Annotated in this window: 17 protein-coding genes; all 17 read left to right on the plus strand. The window is 46.5% G+C overall.

Features of this window, described 5'->3' with window-relative positions; translation table 11 throughout:
• Positions 1 to 13: 13 nt before the first annotated feature.
• The gene (hslO, locus tag ACM1ND_RS00315; RefSeq protein ID WP_028542509.1) at positions 14 to 898 is read left to right on the plus strand and encodes an Hsp33 family molecular chaperone HslO; all 885 of its coding nucleotides are present in this window, start codon (positions 14 to 16) and stop codon (positions 896 to 898) included.
• Between the two features lie 20 nt (positions 899 to 918).
• Positions 919 to 1,863, plus strand: a complete 945-nt coding sequence (locus ACM1ND_RS00320) for a peptidyl-prolyl cis-trans isomerase (RefSeq protein ID WP_028542508.1) — start codon at positions 919 to 921, stop codon at positions 1,861 to 1,863.
• 239 nt (positions 1,864 to 2,102) lie between these two features.
• A complete protein-coding gene (gene cysK / locus ACM1ND_RS00325; protein ID WP_028542507.1) occupies positions 2,103 to 3,041 on the plus strand; it encodes a cysteine synthase A in 939 nt (312 codons plus the stop codon).
• 126 nt (positions 3,042 to 3,167) lie between these two features.
• Positions 3,168 to 4,790, plus strand: a complete 1,623-nt coding sequence (locus tag ACM1ND_RS00330; protein ID WP_418026914.1) for an anthranilate synthase component I family protein — start codon at positions 3,168 to 3,170, stop codon at positions 4,788 to 4,790.
• A gap of 5 nt (positions 4,791 to 4,795) precedes the next feature.
• The gene (gene pabA, locus ACM1ND_RS00335) at positions 4,796 to 5,371 is read left to right on the plus strand and encodes an aminodeoxychorismate/anthranilate synthase component II (protein ID WP_013308153.1); all 576 of its coding nucleotides are present in this window, start codon (positions 4,796 to 4,798) and stop codon (positions 5,369 to 5,371) included.
• A gap of 3 nt (positions 5,372 to 5,374) precedes the next feature.
• A complete protein-coding gene (locus ACM1ND_RS00340) occupies positions 5,375 to 6,271 on the plus strand; it encodes an aminotransferase class IV (RefSeq protein WP_023986455.1) in 897 nt (298 codons plus the stop codon).
• Complete coding sequence (gene folP / locus ACM1ND_RS00345; RefSeq protein ID WP_023986456.1) at positions 6,268 to 7,134, plus strand: dihydropteroate synthase; 867 nt, start codon at positions 6,268 to 6,270, stop codon at positions 7,132 to 7,134. Before ACM1ND_RS00340 ends, folP begins: the two co-directional genes overlap by 4 nt.
• A 458-nt stretch (positions 7,135 to 7,592) precedes the next feature.
• A complete protein-coding gene (gene folB / locus ACM1ND_RS00350; protein ID WP_023986457.1) occupies positions 7,593 to 7,955 on the plus strand; it encodes a dihydroneopterin aldolase in 363 nt (120 codons plus the stop codon).
• A gap of 9 nt (positions 7,956 to 7,964) precedes the next feature.
• Complete coding sequence (folK, locus tag ACM1ND_RS00355) at positions 7,965 to 8,513, plus strand: 2-amino-4-hydroxy-6-hydroxymethyldihydropteridine diphosphokinase (RefSeq protein WP_023986458.1); 549 nt, start codon at positions 7,965 to 7,967, stop codon at positions 8,511 to 8,513.
• A complete protein-coding gene (locus ACM1ND_RS00360) occupies positions 8,465 to 8,665 on the plus strand; it encodes a helix-turn-helix domain-containing protein (protein ID WP_175405216.1) in 201 nt (66 codons plus the stop codon). The genes folK and ACM1ND_RS00360 overlap by 49 nt, the downstream gene beginning before the upstream one ends.
• A gap of 45 nt (positions 8,666 to 8,710) precedes the next feature.
• Entirely contained in the window at positions 8,711 to 9,739 is a 1,029-nt protein-coding gene (gene dusB, locus ACM1ND_RS00365) for a tRNA dihydrouridine synthase DusB (RefSeq protein WP_023986459.1), read from the plus strand.
• Positions 9,740 to 9,953: 214 nt separating this feature from the next.
• Positions 9,954 to 10,430 (plus strand): transcription elongation factor GreA, encoded by a 477-nt coding sequence (gene greA / locus ACM1ND_RS00370; protein WP_013308160.1) that lies wholly within the window; start codon positions 9,954 to 9,956, stop codon positions 10,428 to 10,430.
• 110 nt (positions 10,431 to 10,540) lie between these two features.
• Positions 10,541 to 12,061 carry a lysine--tRNA ligase gene (gene lysS, locus ACM1ND_RS00375; RefSeq protein WP_023986460.1) on the plus strand — a complete coding sequence of 507 codons (1,521 nt, stop codon included), beginning with the start codon at positions 10,541 to 10,543 and terminating at the stop codon, positions 12,059 to 12,061.
• A 90-nt stretch (positions 12,062 to 12,151) separates the two neighbouring features.
• A complete protein-coding gene (locus ACM1ND_RS00380) occupies positions 12,152 to 13,489 on the plus strand; it encodes a TrkH family potassium uptake protein (RefSeq protein ID WP_023986461.1) in 1,338 nt (445 codons plus the stop codon).
• A gap of 293 nt (positions 13,490 to 13,782) precedes the next feature.
• On the plus strand, positions 13,783 to 14,316 hold the full coding sequence (locus ACM1ND_RS00385; RefSeq protein ID WP_025719307.1) for a hypothetical protein: 534 nt from the start codon (positions 13,783 to 13,785) through the stop codon (positions 14,314 to 14,316).
• 466 nt (positions 14,317 to 14,782) lie between these two features.
• Positions 14,783 to 15,553 carry an enoyl-ACP reductase FabI gene (gene fabI / locus ACM1ND_RS00390; RefSeq protein ID WP_013308164.1) on the plus strand — a complete coding sequence of 257 codons (771 nt, stop codon included), beginning with the start codon at positions 14,783 to 14,785 and terminating at the stop codon, positions 15,551 to 15,553.
• A gap of 12 nt (positions 15,554 to 15,565) precedes the next feature.
• Positions 15,566 to 17,026, plus strand: a complete 1,461-nt coding sequence (locus ACM1ND_RS00395; protein ID WP_340981623.1) for a class I adenylate-forming enzyme family protein — start codon at positions 15,566 to 15,568, stop codon at positions 17,024 to 17,026.
• Positions 17,027 to 17,030 lie beyond the last annotated feature (4 nt).

Below are 17,030 nucleotides of genomic sequence, written 5' to 3' on the forward strand. Positions count from 1 at the left end.
GGAGGATATCAATATGGAAAATAAGCAGGATCGACTTATTCGTGGCACAGCCATGGATGGGAGGGTTAGAGCTTTTGCTGTTCGGACAACTCAATTGGTAGAGGAATTGCGGAGAAGACACGATACGTATCCAACGGCTACCGCTGCTTTGGGGCGAACCCTCACAGCAGGTGCTATTATGGGTTCTATGCTAAAAGGAAAAGAGCGATTGACCATTCAAGTTAAAGGTGATGGACCGATTGGGCAAATCGTCGTTGATGCCAATGCTGTAGGGGAAGTGCGAGGTTATGTTACTGAACCGCATGTGCATTTGCCAAGCAATAGTATGGGCAAACTGGATGTAGCGGGTGCCGTAGGTACAGAGGGGTTCATTCATATCATCAAGGATTTGGGGTTAAAAGAACCGTATCGCGGCAGTACTCCGATTATTTCCGGTGAACTGGGTGAGGATTTTACCTATTATTTTGCCAAATCGGAACAGACCCCGTCAGCGGTGGGCTTGGGTGTGCTGGTAGATACGGATAACACGGTTATTGTGGCCGGTGGATTTATTATTCAGTTGCTTCCAGGCTTGAATGATGATGAGATTACTGCGATCGAAAATGCAGTCAGCTCCATTCCACCCGTTACTGCTTTGCTGGATCAAGGGTTGGAACTTGATGAAATGCTGCGCTGGATGCTGCCGGACGTTCGGATTCTCGATGAATTGGATATCCATTTTCAATGTGAGTGTTCACGTGAGCGCGTGGAAAAAACATTGATCAGTTTGGGAGAAAGCGAATTAGAGCAGTTAATTGAGGAAGAAGGACAGGCTGAGGTCGTATGTCACTTTTGTAATGAGGCTTATCAGTTTAATAAGGATGAATTGCAAAATCTGTTAGATCAAGCCAAATCCTAACCGGATGGGCGGTGCAAGCGATGACTACACGGGAAAAAGGATTATGGACAGCTGTCATTATTCTGACCGTTAGCGTCGCCGCCTTGGGTGGTCTTATCATGCTTCGGGGGCTGTCAAAGCCGGGTGATGTAAGCAAGGATGACGGCGATCATACTGTGGCGGAGATGGGTCAGGAAGGCATATCGGAGGAACAGTGGGTAGCGGAACTGAAAAAGCGATATGGAACCAATACGCTGTTGCAAATGTTGAATCGTAAAGCCGTGCAGGCTGAAACCAAGCGTCTCGGTATCAAGATCACCCAAGAGGATTTACAGCAGGTGCTGGAGCAGGATAGTAAAGGGTATGACTCAGATCATGCCTACTTTGATGAAATGCAGCGACAGTTTGGCTTAGATCCGGTTGACTTGCGGAATGAAGCGGAATACCGGATTGGTTTGGAGAAAATAGCCACGCAGGGTATTCAAGTTCAGGAAGCTGAGATTGACGAGTATTGGGAACAGCACCCTGAGGAATTTGCCGTCGGTAAGCAGATCCAATTGGCAGCTCTTTATGTGGATAATGCGGAGGAAGCAGAAGCGTTGCTAGATCGGGTCAAGCAGGGGGAGAGCTTCGATGTGCTGATTCAAGAGTACTCAGGTAAGCCTTTTGGCAAGGATAGCAGCGGGCAGTTGGGATGGGTGGATGAATATGATCCATTGCAACCGGAGGCGATCATGAAGGCGGCGAGAGAGCTAAGCTCCGGGGATGTTGCAGGTCCGATCTCTGTTAACGATGGCTATGCTGTCATTTATGTACAGGATGTCCGGTTGAAGAATTCTCCGGATAAGCAGCAGATCCGGCAGCAAATTCGCCGATCTCTTGCGCTTGCACAGGCCGCTCCTTTGGAAGAGGTCGAGAAGAGTCTACGTGATAAATATGGAGCGCGTATTTTATCTGGAAAAGATGCATCCTCCGCTGCTCTGTAACGTAGTGAAAGAATATTGGTTTGAAGGAAGCACGATGCTGATAACGCGGGTTGACAGCATCGCGGCTTACTCACTCGTATTGACATTGGAATTGAAGATTGTTATGATTATCGTATAAAACCCACTATTTTTATCGGAAATTAAATGAACGGTACAAAATTAAAGTGATTGACTAAGAATGATCTACAAAATGATTTCGCAATTTTTAATACATCATCTACAGTCAGGGAGGAATTATCATGGCTAAAGTTGTTAATAACATCACCGAACTTATCGGGGAAACTCCCCTCGTTCGGCTCAACCGGATCGTACCGGAAGATAGCGCCGAAATTTATTTGAAACTGGAATATCAGAACCCAGGCTCCAGTGTAAAAGATCGTATTGCGATTAGCATGGTAGAAGAAGCTGAACGTGAAGGTCTGCTTAAGCCAGGCGGTACGATTATTGAAGCAACTAGCGGTAACACAGGAATCGGCTTGGCTATGGTTGCTGCTGCGAAGGGCTACAAGGCAGTAATCGTTATGCCAGAAACGATGAGCATAGAGCGTCGTAATTTGTTGCGTGCTTATGGAGCCGAACTTGTGCTAACACCAGGATCAGAAGGCATGAACGGGTCCGTTAAGAAAATGGAAGAATTGCTGAGTGAAAATCCGGAATATTTTGCTGCTGAGCAGTTCAAGAACAAAGCTAATATCAAAATTCACCGTGAAACGACCGGTCCTGAGATTGTGGAAGCCATTCGTTCCATTGGCGGAACTCTGGACGCTTTTATAGCTGGAATAGGTACTGGCGGAACCATTTCTGGTGCCGGAGAAGTGCTTAAGAAAGAATTCCCTGATATTAAAGTTGTGGCTGTAGAGCCTGCCTCTTCCCCACTGTTAGCAGGCGGTAAGCCAGGACCCCACAAAATTCAAGGACTTGGTGCCAACTTTATTCCTGAAATTTTAAACCGCGATATCTATGATGAAATTATTCATGTAGAAAACGATGAAGCTTTCGAGGTAGCACGTAGAGTGGCCAAGGAAGAGGGCATTTTGTCCGGTATTTCATCTGGCGCGGCTGTTCATGCGGCTTTGAAACTTGCTAAGCAATTGGGCAAGGGTAAACGGATCGTTGTCATTGTTCCAAGTAATGGAGAACGTTACCTGAGCACACCACTATACAATTTCGAGCTGTAATTATGTCGTAATTGTGTATACTATACGTAAGGATTCCCTCATTTCCCTGTTGCAGGGGGGTGGGGGTTTCTTTTTAAGGAGAGAATATAGACTTATTGAAAAGTAGGGAAGGGGAAGCACACACGGATGAAATCGACAGCTAGAGTGACGGAGACGCAGTGGCAGGTTTGGCAGGAGGAAGGCTGGAGCATACTTCCCTATATTGCTGAGTACCCATTACCCGTGGGGGGGCTACCGTCATCGTGGCGGAAGGCTTGGGAGGATTCGTCTCCATATGCCTTTTTGCTGGAGAGCGCTAAAGGTGGGAGGTACACCTATCTGGCCTTAAATCCGGTTGCTATATTGGAGGGCAAGGGAGAACATGCAGTTTGGACTGATTTGCAAAGCGGGAAACATGGAGAAATGCATGGTCAACCTTTGAAAGTCATGAGCAACTGGATCGCTCCTTACCGTGCGCCGCGTGTACCTGGCATGCCTTTTTTCTCTGGAGGATTTGCGGGTTATCTTGGCTACGATGTAGCTCGCTCGTTGGAGCGTTTGCCATCTCAAGCTGCAGACGATACAGACATACCTGATTATGTATGGATGAGGGTGGATGAGCTATGGATTTATGATCACGAAAAATCCTCCATATATTGTGCTGTTCATATGCCCGCTCCTGCGCATTCCGATAAAGTCAGTAGTGATACCGATTTGACCAATCGCGTTATGCAGGATGGGCCGAATCCTATACTTTGCGAGCGTTACGCGGAAGCTGCCCAACGTGCAGAACGTATGCTGACTCAGTGGAATAACATCATAAATGCAGGAGAGATTGATTCTGCGTACCCTCGTCGTTGTGCTAGGCTCGCCGAAGAAGGGTTAGTGGCTGCTCATCTTGAATCTGAAGGCTGGACAGCGGCATTCAACCAACAAGATTTTGAACAAGCCGTGAAACGTGTGCAGGAATACATTGCCCAAGGGGATGTATTCCAGGTCAACTTATCGATTCGTCAGCAACGTGCGCTTACAGCCCTCCCTGAAAATATATATGAATGGCTTCGTCTGCTGAATCCTTCCCCTTATATGGGTATGCTGCGTATGCCAGATTTACGGATCGTTAGTGGCTCGCCGGAATTGTTGGTGAAGCTGGAGGATGGACGTGTGAGCGCCAGACCAATTGCAGGTACGAGAAGAAGAGGGCTAACACCGGATGAAGATGCCGCTATGGCAGCAGAGCTTCTATCAAGCGAAAAAGAACGCGCCGAGCATATTATGCTCGTCGATCTGGAGCGTAACGATATCGGACGGATTGCCGAATACGGATCGGTGCATGTGCCTGAACTGCTGACGGTCGAATACTATTCGCACGTTATGCACCTGGTTTCTCAGGTTGAAGGAAAATTAGCCTCGGGTCGTACAGCTATAGATGTAATTGCTGCTACCTTTCCAGGCGGAACCATTACCGGGGCACCCAAGGTGCGCACCATGGAAATTATTGAAGAATTAGAGCCCGTTCGTCGGGGGCCTTATACAGGGTCCCTTGGATGGATTGACTATAACGGCAATATGGAATTAAATATTATAATAAGAACACTAGCTGTTAAAGGCAGCACTGCCTATTTACAGACAGGTGCGGGGATCGTCATTGATTCAGACCCGTACAGGGAATATCGGGAATGTCGGAACAAGGCTAGAGCTGTCATGAAGGCGGTACAATGTGGTGAAGAAGAAGCCGCTTTGAGCAGAAGCGGTATCACAGGAGGGTGAGTCGTATGATTTTGGTGATTGATAATTATGATTCGTTTACGTACAATCTTGTTCAATATTTAGGTGAACTTGGCGAAGAAGTAACCGTAAAACGGAACGATGAGATTGATGTGAAAGGCATAGAAGAGCTGGCACCAGAGCATATTTTGATCTCGCCGGGTCCATGCACGCCGAATGAGGCAGGGATATCACTGGATGTGATCAGCCATTTTAAAGGTCGCATTCCGATTTTTGGCGTTTGCCTCGGCCACCAGGCCATCGGACAGGCTTTTGGCGGTAAGGTTATCCGGGCTGAACGACTCATGCACGGTAAAACATCACCGATTCTTCATCACAATACGTCAGTATTTGAAGGCTTGCCTTCTCCGTTCACAGCAACCCGGTATCACTCATTGCTGGTGGAGCGCGAGAGTCTGCCTGAGTGTCTAGAGATTACCGCGGAAACCGCAGAAGGTGAAATTATGGGTTTGCGGCATAAAGAATTTGCCGTAGAAGGAGTTCAGTTCCATCCAGAATCCATTATTACGGATTATGGGCATCAACTGTTACGCAATTTCCTAAAACGCAAGGTAGGCGTCTGATTCATGAAATATATCGGAGTCAACGGCGTCCTCACGGAAGCCGCAAAAGCCGTGATTCACGTAAGTGATCACGGCTTTTTATACGGAATGGGCTTGTTTGAAACATTCCGCACCTACAAGGGTGTCCCATTCTTGCTGGATCGGCATCTACATCGACTGCAGGAAGGTTGCCGAATGCTCGGCATTCCTTTTCAACCGGATGAGGAGCAACTTACGAGACACATCCAACATCTGATGGTGGCGAATGGACTGGATGAAGCCTATATCCGTTACACCGTATCAGCGGGCGAAGAGGTGCTAGGATTGCCGACAGGGGACTATACGCGTCCTAATCATATTCTGTTCGCTAAACCGTTGCCCTCTACCAATACACAAACCGGGCAATCCACTTCCCCATCGGCGCTTCAGTTGTTGCGAACTCCCAGAAATACTCCAGAGGGTGAGGTTCGCTTAAAGTCGCTCCATTATATGAATAATATTCTTGCAAAGCGGGAACTTCAGCAGTATGCCGAGGCTGTCCGTTATAAGGCTGAAGGAATGATGCTTACGGCGGATGGTTTTCTGGCAGAAGGAATGGTCAGCAATCTGTTCTTTGTGCGGAACAATACGTTGTATACCCCTGACTTGTCTACAGGGATTCTGCCAGGCATTACGCGTGAGTTCATTTTGGAGCTGGCGCATCTGCGAGACATTCCTTGTGAGCAAGGCCTGTACCGCTGGGACGAGCTGAAACAGGCTGATGAAATTTTTATGACCAACTCTATACAAGAAATACGGCCCGTGGATTTGTTGTTGGAGCCGGGAGGAGCAACGAACCATTTATCGGTTCCCTTGACACAGCCCAGGTCCATAACAGCTTTGCTGTTGCACGATTATAGACAGAAAGCAGGGATCAAGTGAACATACCGACCCTTTATCAACGTAGTTACCGAATGGGGGATGCCGAGCTTACGCTCGGACATTCCACACAGATCATGGGTATACTGAATGTGACCCCGGATTCATTTTCCGATGGAGGATTACATTATAGTCCCGAGATTGCTGTTTTACATGCATTGAAGCTGGTGGAAGATGGAGCGGATATCATTGACATTGGTGGGGAGTCTACTCGCCCGGGTCATGATCCAGTAGGTGTGGAAGAGGAGCTGGCTCGGGTCATTCCGGTCGTTCAGGCCATCCATCGTATCGCACCGCACATTCCGTTATCTGTAGATACTTACAAAGCCGAGGTAGCCAGGCAGGCGCTTGAGGCTGGCGCACATATCATTAATGATGTGTGGGGGTTTAAGGCAGACCCCGATATGGCACGTGTAGCTTCGGAATTCGATTGCCCGGTCATTTTGATGCATAATCGTCATGACCGTAACTATAGTGATTTGGTTTCTGATATGCTGTCCGATTTAAAAGAAAGTATCCGATTAGCGCTGGATGCGGGGGTACGTGAGGAACAGATCATTTTAGACCCAGGTATCGGTTTTGCCAAGGATTACGATGAAAATATTCATGCCATGACTTCTCTCGATACATTGAGTCAGCTGGGCTTTCCGCTGTTATTGGCTACGTCGCGCAAAAGGTTTATTCGTACAGCACTGGATTTGCCTGTGAATGATGTGGTGGAGGGCACGGCGGCTACCGTTGCCTTTGGCATTGCTCAAGGGTGCCAGATTGTGCGTGTACACGATGTGGCGCAAATCAAGCGCACCGTACGTATGTGTGATGCGATGGTGTACGGGTCTAAAAATGCACTGAGTTATGGTGGTTAGAAGACGCTTCATGAATGATTTGATCCTGCGATCGCTGTTGCAACGGGATTCTTTTGAATTGGTAAACATATGACTGTTAGAATCCCGTTGCAAAGGCGAGCGCTTCGCTTCTCCGGATTCAAATCCTTCGTTCCGCTACAACGCGCCATAAAGTCACTGTATTTTTAGGGAGTTATTTATTGTGTAAGGTGAACAGAAGAATAGATCAAGTAGAACGAGAACGGAGTAGGCGGAATGGTGCTGTACAAGCAAAGCGGTCGCTTTAAAAGCTTTCCGTAGGAAAGCTCGCTTCGGAAGCATCACTTCCCAGGATTTCTACCTTGGTTATAGGTTTTATTCAAGAAATCTGGGGGCGGGTGGCGATGGGGAGCACCATCCGACTGCGCAATGGCACGATACGAAACTTTTAAGTTGAGCTTATTGAGAAAATCTAATAAAAAACAGGGGGGCTACCCACGATGGATAAAATGGTTTTGCATCGTATGGAGTATTACGGATATCATGGCGTTTTTCCAGAGGAGCGCAAGCTGGGACAACGTTTCTATATTGATTTGGAACTGGAGCTTGATCTGCGTGAAGCGGGTGAGCAGGATGCTTTGGACAAAACGGTTAATTACGCCGAGGTTCATTACACCGTTAAAGATATTGTAGAAAAGGAATCTTACCAATTGATTGAAGCTTTGGGCGAACGTATTGCATCTTCCCTACTGGACACTTATACTAGTGTCAATGCACTGACTGTCAAAGTCACAAAGCCGCATCCGCCGTTTGATATTCATTTTCAAGGCGTGACGGTTGAGCTTTATCGCGCAAGAAAGTAGGAACGATACATGAATGCACATTCGACCTCTGAGGCATCAGAGGCTTATATTGCTTTAGGGGCTAATTTGGGGGAGCGCGAGCATACCTTGTATGAAGCCATTACGGCGCTGGACGAACATCCGGGTATACGGGTGCTTCGGTGCTCCAGCCTGTACGAAACAGAGCCTGTTGGGTATCTGGATCAACCTTCTTTTTTGAACATGACGGTAGCCGTATCTACAACACTTGCTCCAGAGGAGCTTCTGGTATATATGCTGGAGGTGGAGAGTCGTCTGGGGAGAGTAAGACATATTCCTAATGGGCCACGAACCATTGATCTGGATTTGTTATGGATGGAAGCGGCGCAACTGGCTACACCGGATTTGGAGCTTCCTCACCCTCGTATGTTGGAGCGTGCTTTTGTGCTGGTTCCTTTGGCTGATATCGTTCCGAACCAAGATCCGTCCGGTCTGTACAGTATCGTGCATACTGCATTGAATTCTGTGGATGGAAAGGACGGCATACAGCTTTGGAAAACATGCAGCTGGCGCAACGACTCCGCGCCTTTCGGAAGCTAAAAGGGTTCACACAGCAGGAGTTGGCAGAACGTACTGGTATATCTTTGACTGTATTAGGTGCTGTGGAGCGAGGCAATCGTAGAGTAGACCCAGACATGCTGAACATCATCGCCCAAACGCTAGAAATTGAAGTCCGGGAACTGACGGAATGACGATAAGTATACGATATAAAAGAAGGAATAAAGGGGTGAACAGATATGTTGAAAATCGGCGATATTGAAATGAAAAACCAAGTCGTCTTGGCACCCATGGCAGGCGTGTGCAATCCTGCTTTTCGCTTGATCGCCAAGGAGTTCGGTACAGGCTTGGTATGTGCAGAGATGGTTAGTGATAAGGCCATCATTCACGGCAACAAGCGTACACGTGAGATGCTGTTTGTAGATGAGCGCGAGAAGCCGCTTAGCTTGCAAATTTTTGGAGGCGACCGCGAATCTTTGGTGGAAGCAGCGAAGGTGGTAGATCAGGAAACGAATGCAGATATTATTGATATCAATATGGGCTGCCCGGTTCCCAAAGTGACCAAATGTGATGCAGGTGCTCGTTGGCTGCTCGATCCAAACAAGATTTATGAAATGGTATCGGCGGTAGTGGAATCGGTAAGCAAGCCGGTTACCGTGAAAATGCGTATTGGTTGGGATAGCGAGCATATTTATGCCGTAGAGAACGCTCGCGCTGTTGAACGTGCCGGAGGTCAGGCCGTTAGCGTACATGGCCGTACACGGGAGCAACTGTATACGGGACATGCGAATTGGGATATTATAAAAGAAGTTAAAGAAGCAGTTTCCATTCCTGTAATTGGAAACGGTGATGTGGCATCACCGGAAGATGCCCGCCGCATGCTGGATCTGACCAATTGTGATGGCGTTATGATCGGACGCGGTGCTCTGGGGAATCCGTGGATGCTCTACCGTACGATTGAGTACTTGCAATCAGGTGAGCTGTTGCCCGATCCTTCACCGGAAGAAAAAATCCGCATTGCCATTCTGCATATGGATCGTCTGGTTGCATTGAAGGGTGAAGCGGTAGCTGTCCGTGAAATGCGCAAGCATCTGGCTTGGTACCTCAAGGGGTTTAAAGGTTCTGCACGTATTAAGGATGTCATTATGGAAGAAACAAAGCGCGACGATATGGTACGTATTTTGGATCAATTTGTATCTCAATTGCACATGGTAGAAAACGATGAGCCTTCTACAAGTGCTGCTTCTCCTGCTGCTGTTGCGCAATAAGGAAGCTGTTCCGGCCTGCGCACGCGATTGACTTTTCCAATTGCTTGCCCTATAATCGTTCAGTATAAAATCTTGATGTATGCTACAAATTGTGTGCAGCTCTCAAGACAACAGCAGGAAATGTTCTCATTCCCTCAGAGTGGCATATTATGTTTTGAAAGCGTGCATTCCGATGCACTTTTAAACTTTTCCCATGACAGGAGAATCGGTTAAGATGAGCGATAAAGAAGTCATTCTGACACAGGAAGGTCTTAGAAAGCTCGAAGATGAGCTTGAGAACTTAAAGTCTGTCAAACGCCGCGAAGTGGCTGAACGGATTAAGGTAGCCATCGGATACGGAGATATTAGTGAAAACTCCGAATATGAGGATGCGAAGAATGAGCAGGCCTTTATTGAAGGCCGTGTAATTACGTTGGAAAAGATGCTACGCAATGCCCGCATTATCAATAGTGATGAAATTGACACCGATGTTGTGGGAGTAGGTGCAACTGTGACCGTTGAAGATTTGGAATTCGGAGATATTACAGAGTATGCTATCGTAGGTTCCGCCGAATCCGACCCGCTACAGAATAAGATTTCGAATGAAAGTCCGGTTGGCAAGGCAATTCTCGGTAAGAAAAAGGGAACTGTTGTGGATGTCACCGTTCCAGCAGGCGTTATTCAATATAAAATCGTGGATATCAAGAAATAAGACACGGACTTTGGAATTTAATGTAAAAGCTTCCTTGTGGAAGCTTTTTTTCTCTACACCCGGACGGACCCCGGCCCGTCTATTCATATTGAAGGAGCTGATTTAGCACCATGTCGGATGAAACTACTAACCAGGAAACACAAGAAAATCGCGAGGAATTAAGTGAACTATTACAAATTCGTCGTGCCAAATTGGACGAGCTTCGCGCATTGGGCATTGATCCTTTTGGACGCAAATACATACGCACGGCTGAAGCGGGCGTACTACTGAGCAAGTATGACAGTTTGACTAAGGAAGAACTGGAAGAAAAGAATATTGAAGTTAGCATAGCAGGCCGTATTATGGCTAAACGTGTTATGGGAAAAGCCAGCTTTGCTCATATACAGGATCTTAGCGGACGTATTCAAATTTATGTTCGTCAAGACACGGTACCTGAATCCAAATATAAAGCATTTGGTATTTTGGATCTGGGTGATATTGTTGGTGTTAAGGGTGTGCTCTTCAAGACCAAAACGGGCGAAACGACAATCAAAGTGCTGGATATTGAGGTCTTGTCCAAATCCTTGTATCCATTACCAGAGAAATATCATGGCCTGAAGGATGTTGAATTGCGTTACCGTCAGCGGTATGTCGATTTGGTTATGAACCCTGAAGTACAAAAAACGTTCATTACACGGTCCCGTATTATTCAATCCATGCGTCGTTATCTCGATTCGCTCGGCTATTTGGAAGTTGAAACCCCAACATTACATTCCATTGCTGGCGGGGCGGCGGCGAAGCCATTTGTTACGCACCATAATGCATTGGACATGCAGCTTTATATGCGTATTGCTATTGAACTCCATTTGAAACGACTAATTGTCGGCGGAATGGAGAAAGTATATGAGATCGGTCGTGTTTACCGTAATGAAGGTATTTCGACCCGCCATAACCCTGAGTTTACGATGATTGAGCTGTATGAAGCGTATGCTGATTATAAAGATATCATGCAATTGACGGAAAACATGGTTGCACATATTGCGCAGGAAGTACTGGGCACACAACACATTCAATATCAAGGCCAGGAAGTGGATCTGACGCCGCAATGGCGCAGAGTCTCCATGGTTGATGCTGTTAAAGAAGTAACAGGTGTAGACTTTAGCGTGCAGATGAGTAATGAAGAAGCTCATCGCCTTGCGAAAGAGCATAAAGTTTCGGTTGAACCGCATATGACATTTGGCCATATCCTGAATGCATTCTTTGAGCAGTTCGTAGAGGAAACGCTTATTCAACCTACCTTTATTACTGGACATCCGGTTGAAATTTCGCCGTTGGCCAAGAAAAACGAACAAGATCCGCGGTTTACGGATCGCTTCGAGCTGTTCGTGGTTGCTCGTGAGCATGCGAATGCGTTCACTGAGCTGAATGATCCAATCGACCAGCGCCAACGTTTTGAAGCACAATTGCTGGAACGTGAGCACGGTAACGACGAGGCGCATGAAATGGATGATGACTTTATCCGCGCCTTGGAATACGGGATGCCACCAACAGGTGGACTGGGCATCGGCATCGATCGTTTGGTTATGTTGCTGACAGATGCGCCTTCCATTCGTGATGTGCTGCTTTTCCCGCATATGCGTAACCAACAGTAGAATAACATAACATTATGAATATAGAGGATCAGCCGGGCTTCCCGTGTCTTGTTCCTCTTTTTCATAAGAACGGATGGAGAGAATACTCTAATGAAACGCAGCGTCAAGCTTAGTCGGTTCGCATCGCCTCCTTTTATATTGGTCATCGGATATTTATTGATTATTGCATTGGGTACTTTGCTACTGATGCTTCCTGTTGCCAATCATAGTGGTCATGCTCCGCATTGGATTGATTCGCTTTTTACGTCTGTCTCAGCCGCTTGCGTCACAGGACTGGTCGTTGTTGACGTCGATTCAACGTATACGATGTTTGGCGAAACCGTCATTTTGGTGCTGATGCAGCTAGGCGGGCTGGGGTTTATGACCTTAGCGACCTTGTTTGCGCTGTTGTTGGGGCGGCGATTATCGTTAAAGGATCGGTTGCTGCTTAAGGAGGCTATTAATGCCGATAGCATGGAAGGGATCGTGCGTATTATTCGCAAGGTGCTGATCTTTTCTTTTACCATTGAGGCGATAGCTGCCGTCGTCTTAGCTTTGCGGTGGATGCGAGAGATGCCTGTCGGACAAGCGATATATTATGGAATATTCCATTCCGTATCCCTCTTTAATAACGGGGGATTCGATCTGTTCGGGACTAGCTTCCAACAGTACGCTGGAGATTTTGTTTTCAATATGATTGCATCTGTGCTCGTTATATCAGGAGGCTTGGGTTTCCTTGTACTTAGCGATCTGTTCGATTTTCGCCGTACCCGGAGACTGTCTCTACACTCCAAAATGGTGCTTAGCGTGTCGGGAGTGCTCATTGTGGTTGGTGCGCTGGTTTTATTTGTTTTTGAGTTTACCAATGCACGAACCTTGGGTGCGCTGAACTGGGAAGGCAAAGTATATGGAGCTGTCTTTCAATCGGTCTCCACGAGATCATCAGGTACGAGCACAGTCGATATCAGCGGGTTAAGGCAGGCAAGTCAGTTTTTTATTATGTTGCTGATGATTATCGGTGCTTCTCCGGGCTCCACGGGAGGAGGAATTAAAACGACTACGTTTCTGCTTATGGTAGGTGCGCTAATCGCCGTCATGCGAGGACAGAAGGAAATTGTGTTTTTCCGTCATAGGGTCCCCAAAGATATCATGATGCGGGCGCTGACCATTATTGTACTGGCCCTATTTATATTCTCGATTGTGGTTATACTGCTCTTAATGACAGAGGATGCGCCATTTCTCTCCCTTGCATTTGAGGCTGCTTCCGCAATTGGAACGGTAGGGTTGTCTGTAGGAGTGACGCCAGGATTGTCTGACGCAGGCAAGCTGATTATTTGTGTGACTATGTTTATTGGTCGGATTGGTCCTCTTACGATTGCCTATGCCATTCGTCCACGCTCGACCAAGACATTGTACCGTCGTCCCGAAGGTCATATTGTAATTGGATAGTGTATCTGTAAAAAAAGATGTACCCGTGCTGATTAGCATAGGTACATCTTTTTTCATTTCAGATCATCATAATTCTTTATGGGTAGCATATCATGTAAAATGCCCATTTTGAGAACAAGACGAAATGGGCTGAACAGATACTGATTTTCGCAGAAAAAACGGCTATTTGTTTCCTTTTATGTAATTATAGACAAAATACTAGGAATATTATGTATAATATTGTATGATAGTGGGCATGAAAGGGGGATAGTTGAGGTGAATACCAATTTCTAATTTGAAAGGAATCATCTATTATGTATTTATTTATTATTAGTGCTGAAGTTTTATTTTGGGTTTTTGTTGTTGCAGGCTTGATCGCAAGGTATATGTTTGGCTTGAAGAAATTAGGCGGTCTTCTTTTACTATTTACCCCCATTATTGATATCCTGCTACTGATTGCGGTGTTCATCACGGTGAAAAGTGGCATGGAGATTACGACTGCTACTGGCTTGGCGGCCTGTTATTTTGGTATTACAGTAGCATTTGGTCATAGGTTAATTAAGTGGGCGGATGTACGGTTCTCCCATTGGTTTGGTAAGGGACCCAAGCCTGAACGCAAGTATGGTGCTGCTCATGCAAAAGAGGAACGGATAGGTTGGTTGCTTCACCTTTTGGGCTGGGCTATAGGTAATGCTTTGTTGCTCGCCATCATTGTGTATGTTGATGATCCGCAGCGTACGGTGTCTTTGGAGGGCATTATGCAAACATGGGCGATCGTTCTGGCAATCGACTTTGTTGTCTCCTTTAGCTATACTTTAGCTCCCAAAAAACAAAAGCGTAGTCTATAGAGGTTAAGGCTTTACACTTAGATTAGATAAAATCTGGCTGGTCACTCAGGATGTTCAAATCGGAAGACTCATTGTTGGTGAAAATGAAGTGGTTACTTCCGGTAGTGGGGTGAGTCCGTCGTCGGAATGTAAATATTTACAAAAATATGAGGATTTTATGTTTAACTCACTTTGACAGTCACCTTATTTTTGCCTCGCTATCTTTTTTCACACACATGTATCCCTTTCGATTTGAACACAGACCAACAGAAGCAACACAACTATTTTTTGTGAGATGACAGACAGCATGCAAGATGTGTTACACAAATTTTAAAATAAATTTTGTGATTTGCCTAAAACGTCGCCTATCCAAGTTTGGCAATTAACGCGATAATATTCCAGGAAAGATTACATATGTCTATAAATGTAGACATACGCAGTTAAGTTGTTATTTTGTTTAAAAATGTAAAAAAGAAAGGTGGTTTCTGTGGCAGTACTACTGAGCGGTAAGAACATTTTGATTATGGGCGTGGCTAATAACAGGAGTATTGCCTGGGGGACAGCTCAATCTTTAGCTGCTGAAGGAGCACAGCTCATTTTTACTTACGAAAATGAGAGGGTTGCAGAGCGGGTACTAAAGCTCGTTGAAACCATTCCAGGAGCACTGGTCTGTCCTTGTAATGTTCAAAGCAATGAAGAGCTTGATGCATTGGCGGATTTTCTAAAAGAAAAAGTAGGCGTATTACATGGTTATTTTCACAGTGTCGCCTATGCTAAGGCTGAGGATTTGGATGGCTTGTTCGTTGACACTTCTCGTGAGGGATTCGCCGTTGCACAAGAAATCAGTGCCTATTCTCTGGCTGCTGTCTCCCGTCGAGTATACCCACTGATGACAGAGGGTGGAAGTATCGTCACCATGACGTATATTGGCGCAGAACGAGCGATCAAAAATTACAACGTTATGGGTGTGGCGAAGGCTTCACTGGAAGCCAGCATGCGCTATCTGTCGAATGATCTGGGCACATATGGCATTCGCGTAAATGCGATTTCCGCTGGTCCGATACGGACCTTGGCTGCCTATGGCATTAAAGATTTTAACACAATGCTCAAACATATTGAAGAAACTACGCCCCTACGCAAGACGGTTGATACGTCGGAAGTCGGAGATACGGCGTTATTCCTATTTTCCCATTTATCGAGAGGCATTACGGGTGAAGTTATCCATGTAGATGCTGGATACCATATTACGGGGATGTAAGGAGGGAACGTTGTGCTTATTACGCATACGGATTGCCGTATTATCTCACCTGAAGGAATTATGACTAGGGAACGTCTGGAGCGAGACGTTACGATCTTCTCCCGGATGTTGACGCTCAGAGGAATTCCCGAAGACGGTAGAGTGATTCTGAAGGCGGCCAATTCCTATTGGTTTGTTGTGTCTCTGTTTTCCCTGTGCAATATCGCTGTTTCGGTGACTGTGGTGGACGAGCAGACTGTGCTCGATGAGGTGGCTCAAATCTATGATGAAGCGGGTGCCTGTTGCATCCTTACGGATTCCGATTTAGAACTTCCTCATGCTCTCGTTATTCTGATTCAAGATCTGATTCAAGAAGAAGCAGTACACCCGGATTGGGTGGGAGAGCCAAAGCTTGAAGCCCTCGACTTTAACAAGTGGTGCGAGAGGCCAGATGCGCTCATTCTGTATTCTTCAGGTACGACGGGAAAACCCAAGGGAATCGTGAAAGCTGGTTCAGCTTTTATGGAGAATATCAGGCATTCCATACACGCCATGAACTACCTACCGTCTGACCATATGCTCCCCGTTGTGCCGTTCTCTCATTTTTATGGAATCTCACTTATCTTCTCCTGGTGGTTAACCTCATGTTCTCTCATCATCTGCAATCCAAAAAACCTCTGGAGCGTCATTGCAAGTATTACGAAAGACCGGGCGACGGTCGTAGACGCTAACCCCTCTGCTTTTTACACCTTGTTGCGTATGCTAAACCGAAAACCCGAACAACTGGAAATGGTCAAGGAAGCTCCGGTGCGCATGTGGTGCGTAGGCGGTTCCCCACTTACCCAAGACCTTGAAGAGAAATTTAACAACATATTTGGACAGCCCCTCCTGAATGGTTACGGCCTTTCTGAACTGGGCAACGTTACACTGGGGACGCTAGAATGTCCGAAGGGTTGTGGTCTACCATTACCTGGTGTGGAGCTGAAAATACTAGATTCTACAGGCAACCAGCAGGCGGACGGTATCGTAGGCGAAGTGTGGATACATAGTGCTGGACGCATGGAAGGTTACTTGAATCGTCCAGACTTGACGCAATCGGTTCTACAGGACGGCTGGTTCAAGACGGGGGATCTGGGCTATCTGGATGACGGAATGCTGTATGTCATTGGTCGCAGCGGTAAGACGGTCAACCGGATGGGCTATATGGTATCTCCTGTCTATATTGAGGATCGGATTGGTTCGCTAGGTTACCGATCCTGCGTGATCACCTTGGAGGATGAGGCTAAAGGGACATTGCTTGTTGCATTCATCGAAGGCGAATCCTCGCAAGCCTTGTCTGTACTCCGTAAAGAAATAAATCGTGTACTTCCTTCATACATGTTTCCCGATCTTTTGCTTCCGCTCGACCACTTTCCTTTAAATCGCAATGGAAAAGTGGATCGTCTGGAGATGGAGCGTATTGCCCTGGAGAAAGTTGCTTCTCGCAAAGTATAGCAAA

The organism is Paenibacillus sp. JJ1722, from assembly GCF_048282685.1.
Taxonomy (GTDB): Bacteria; Bacillota; Bacilli; order Paenibacillales; family Paenibacillaceae; genus Paenibacillus; species Paenibacillus polymyxa_B.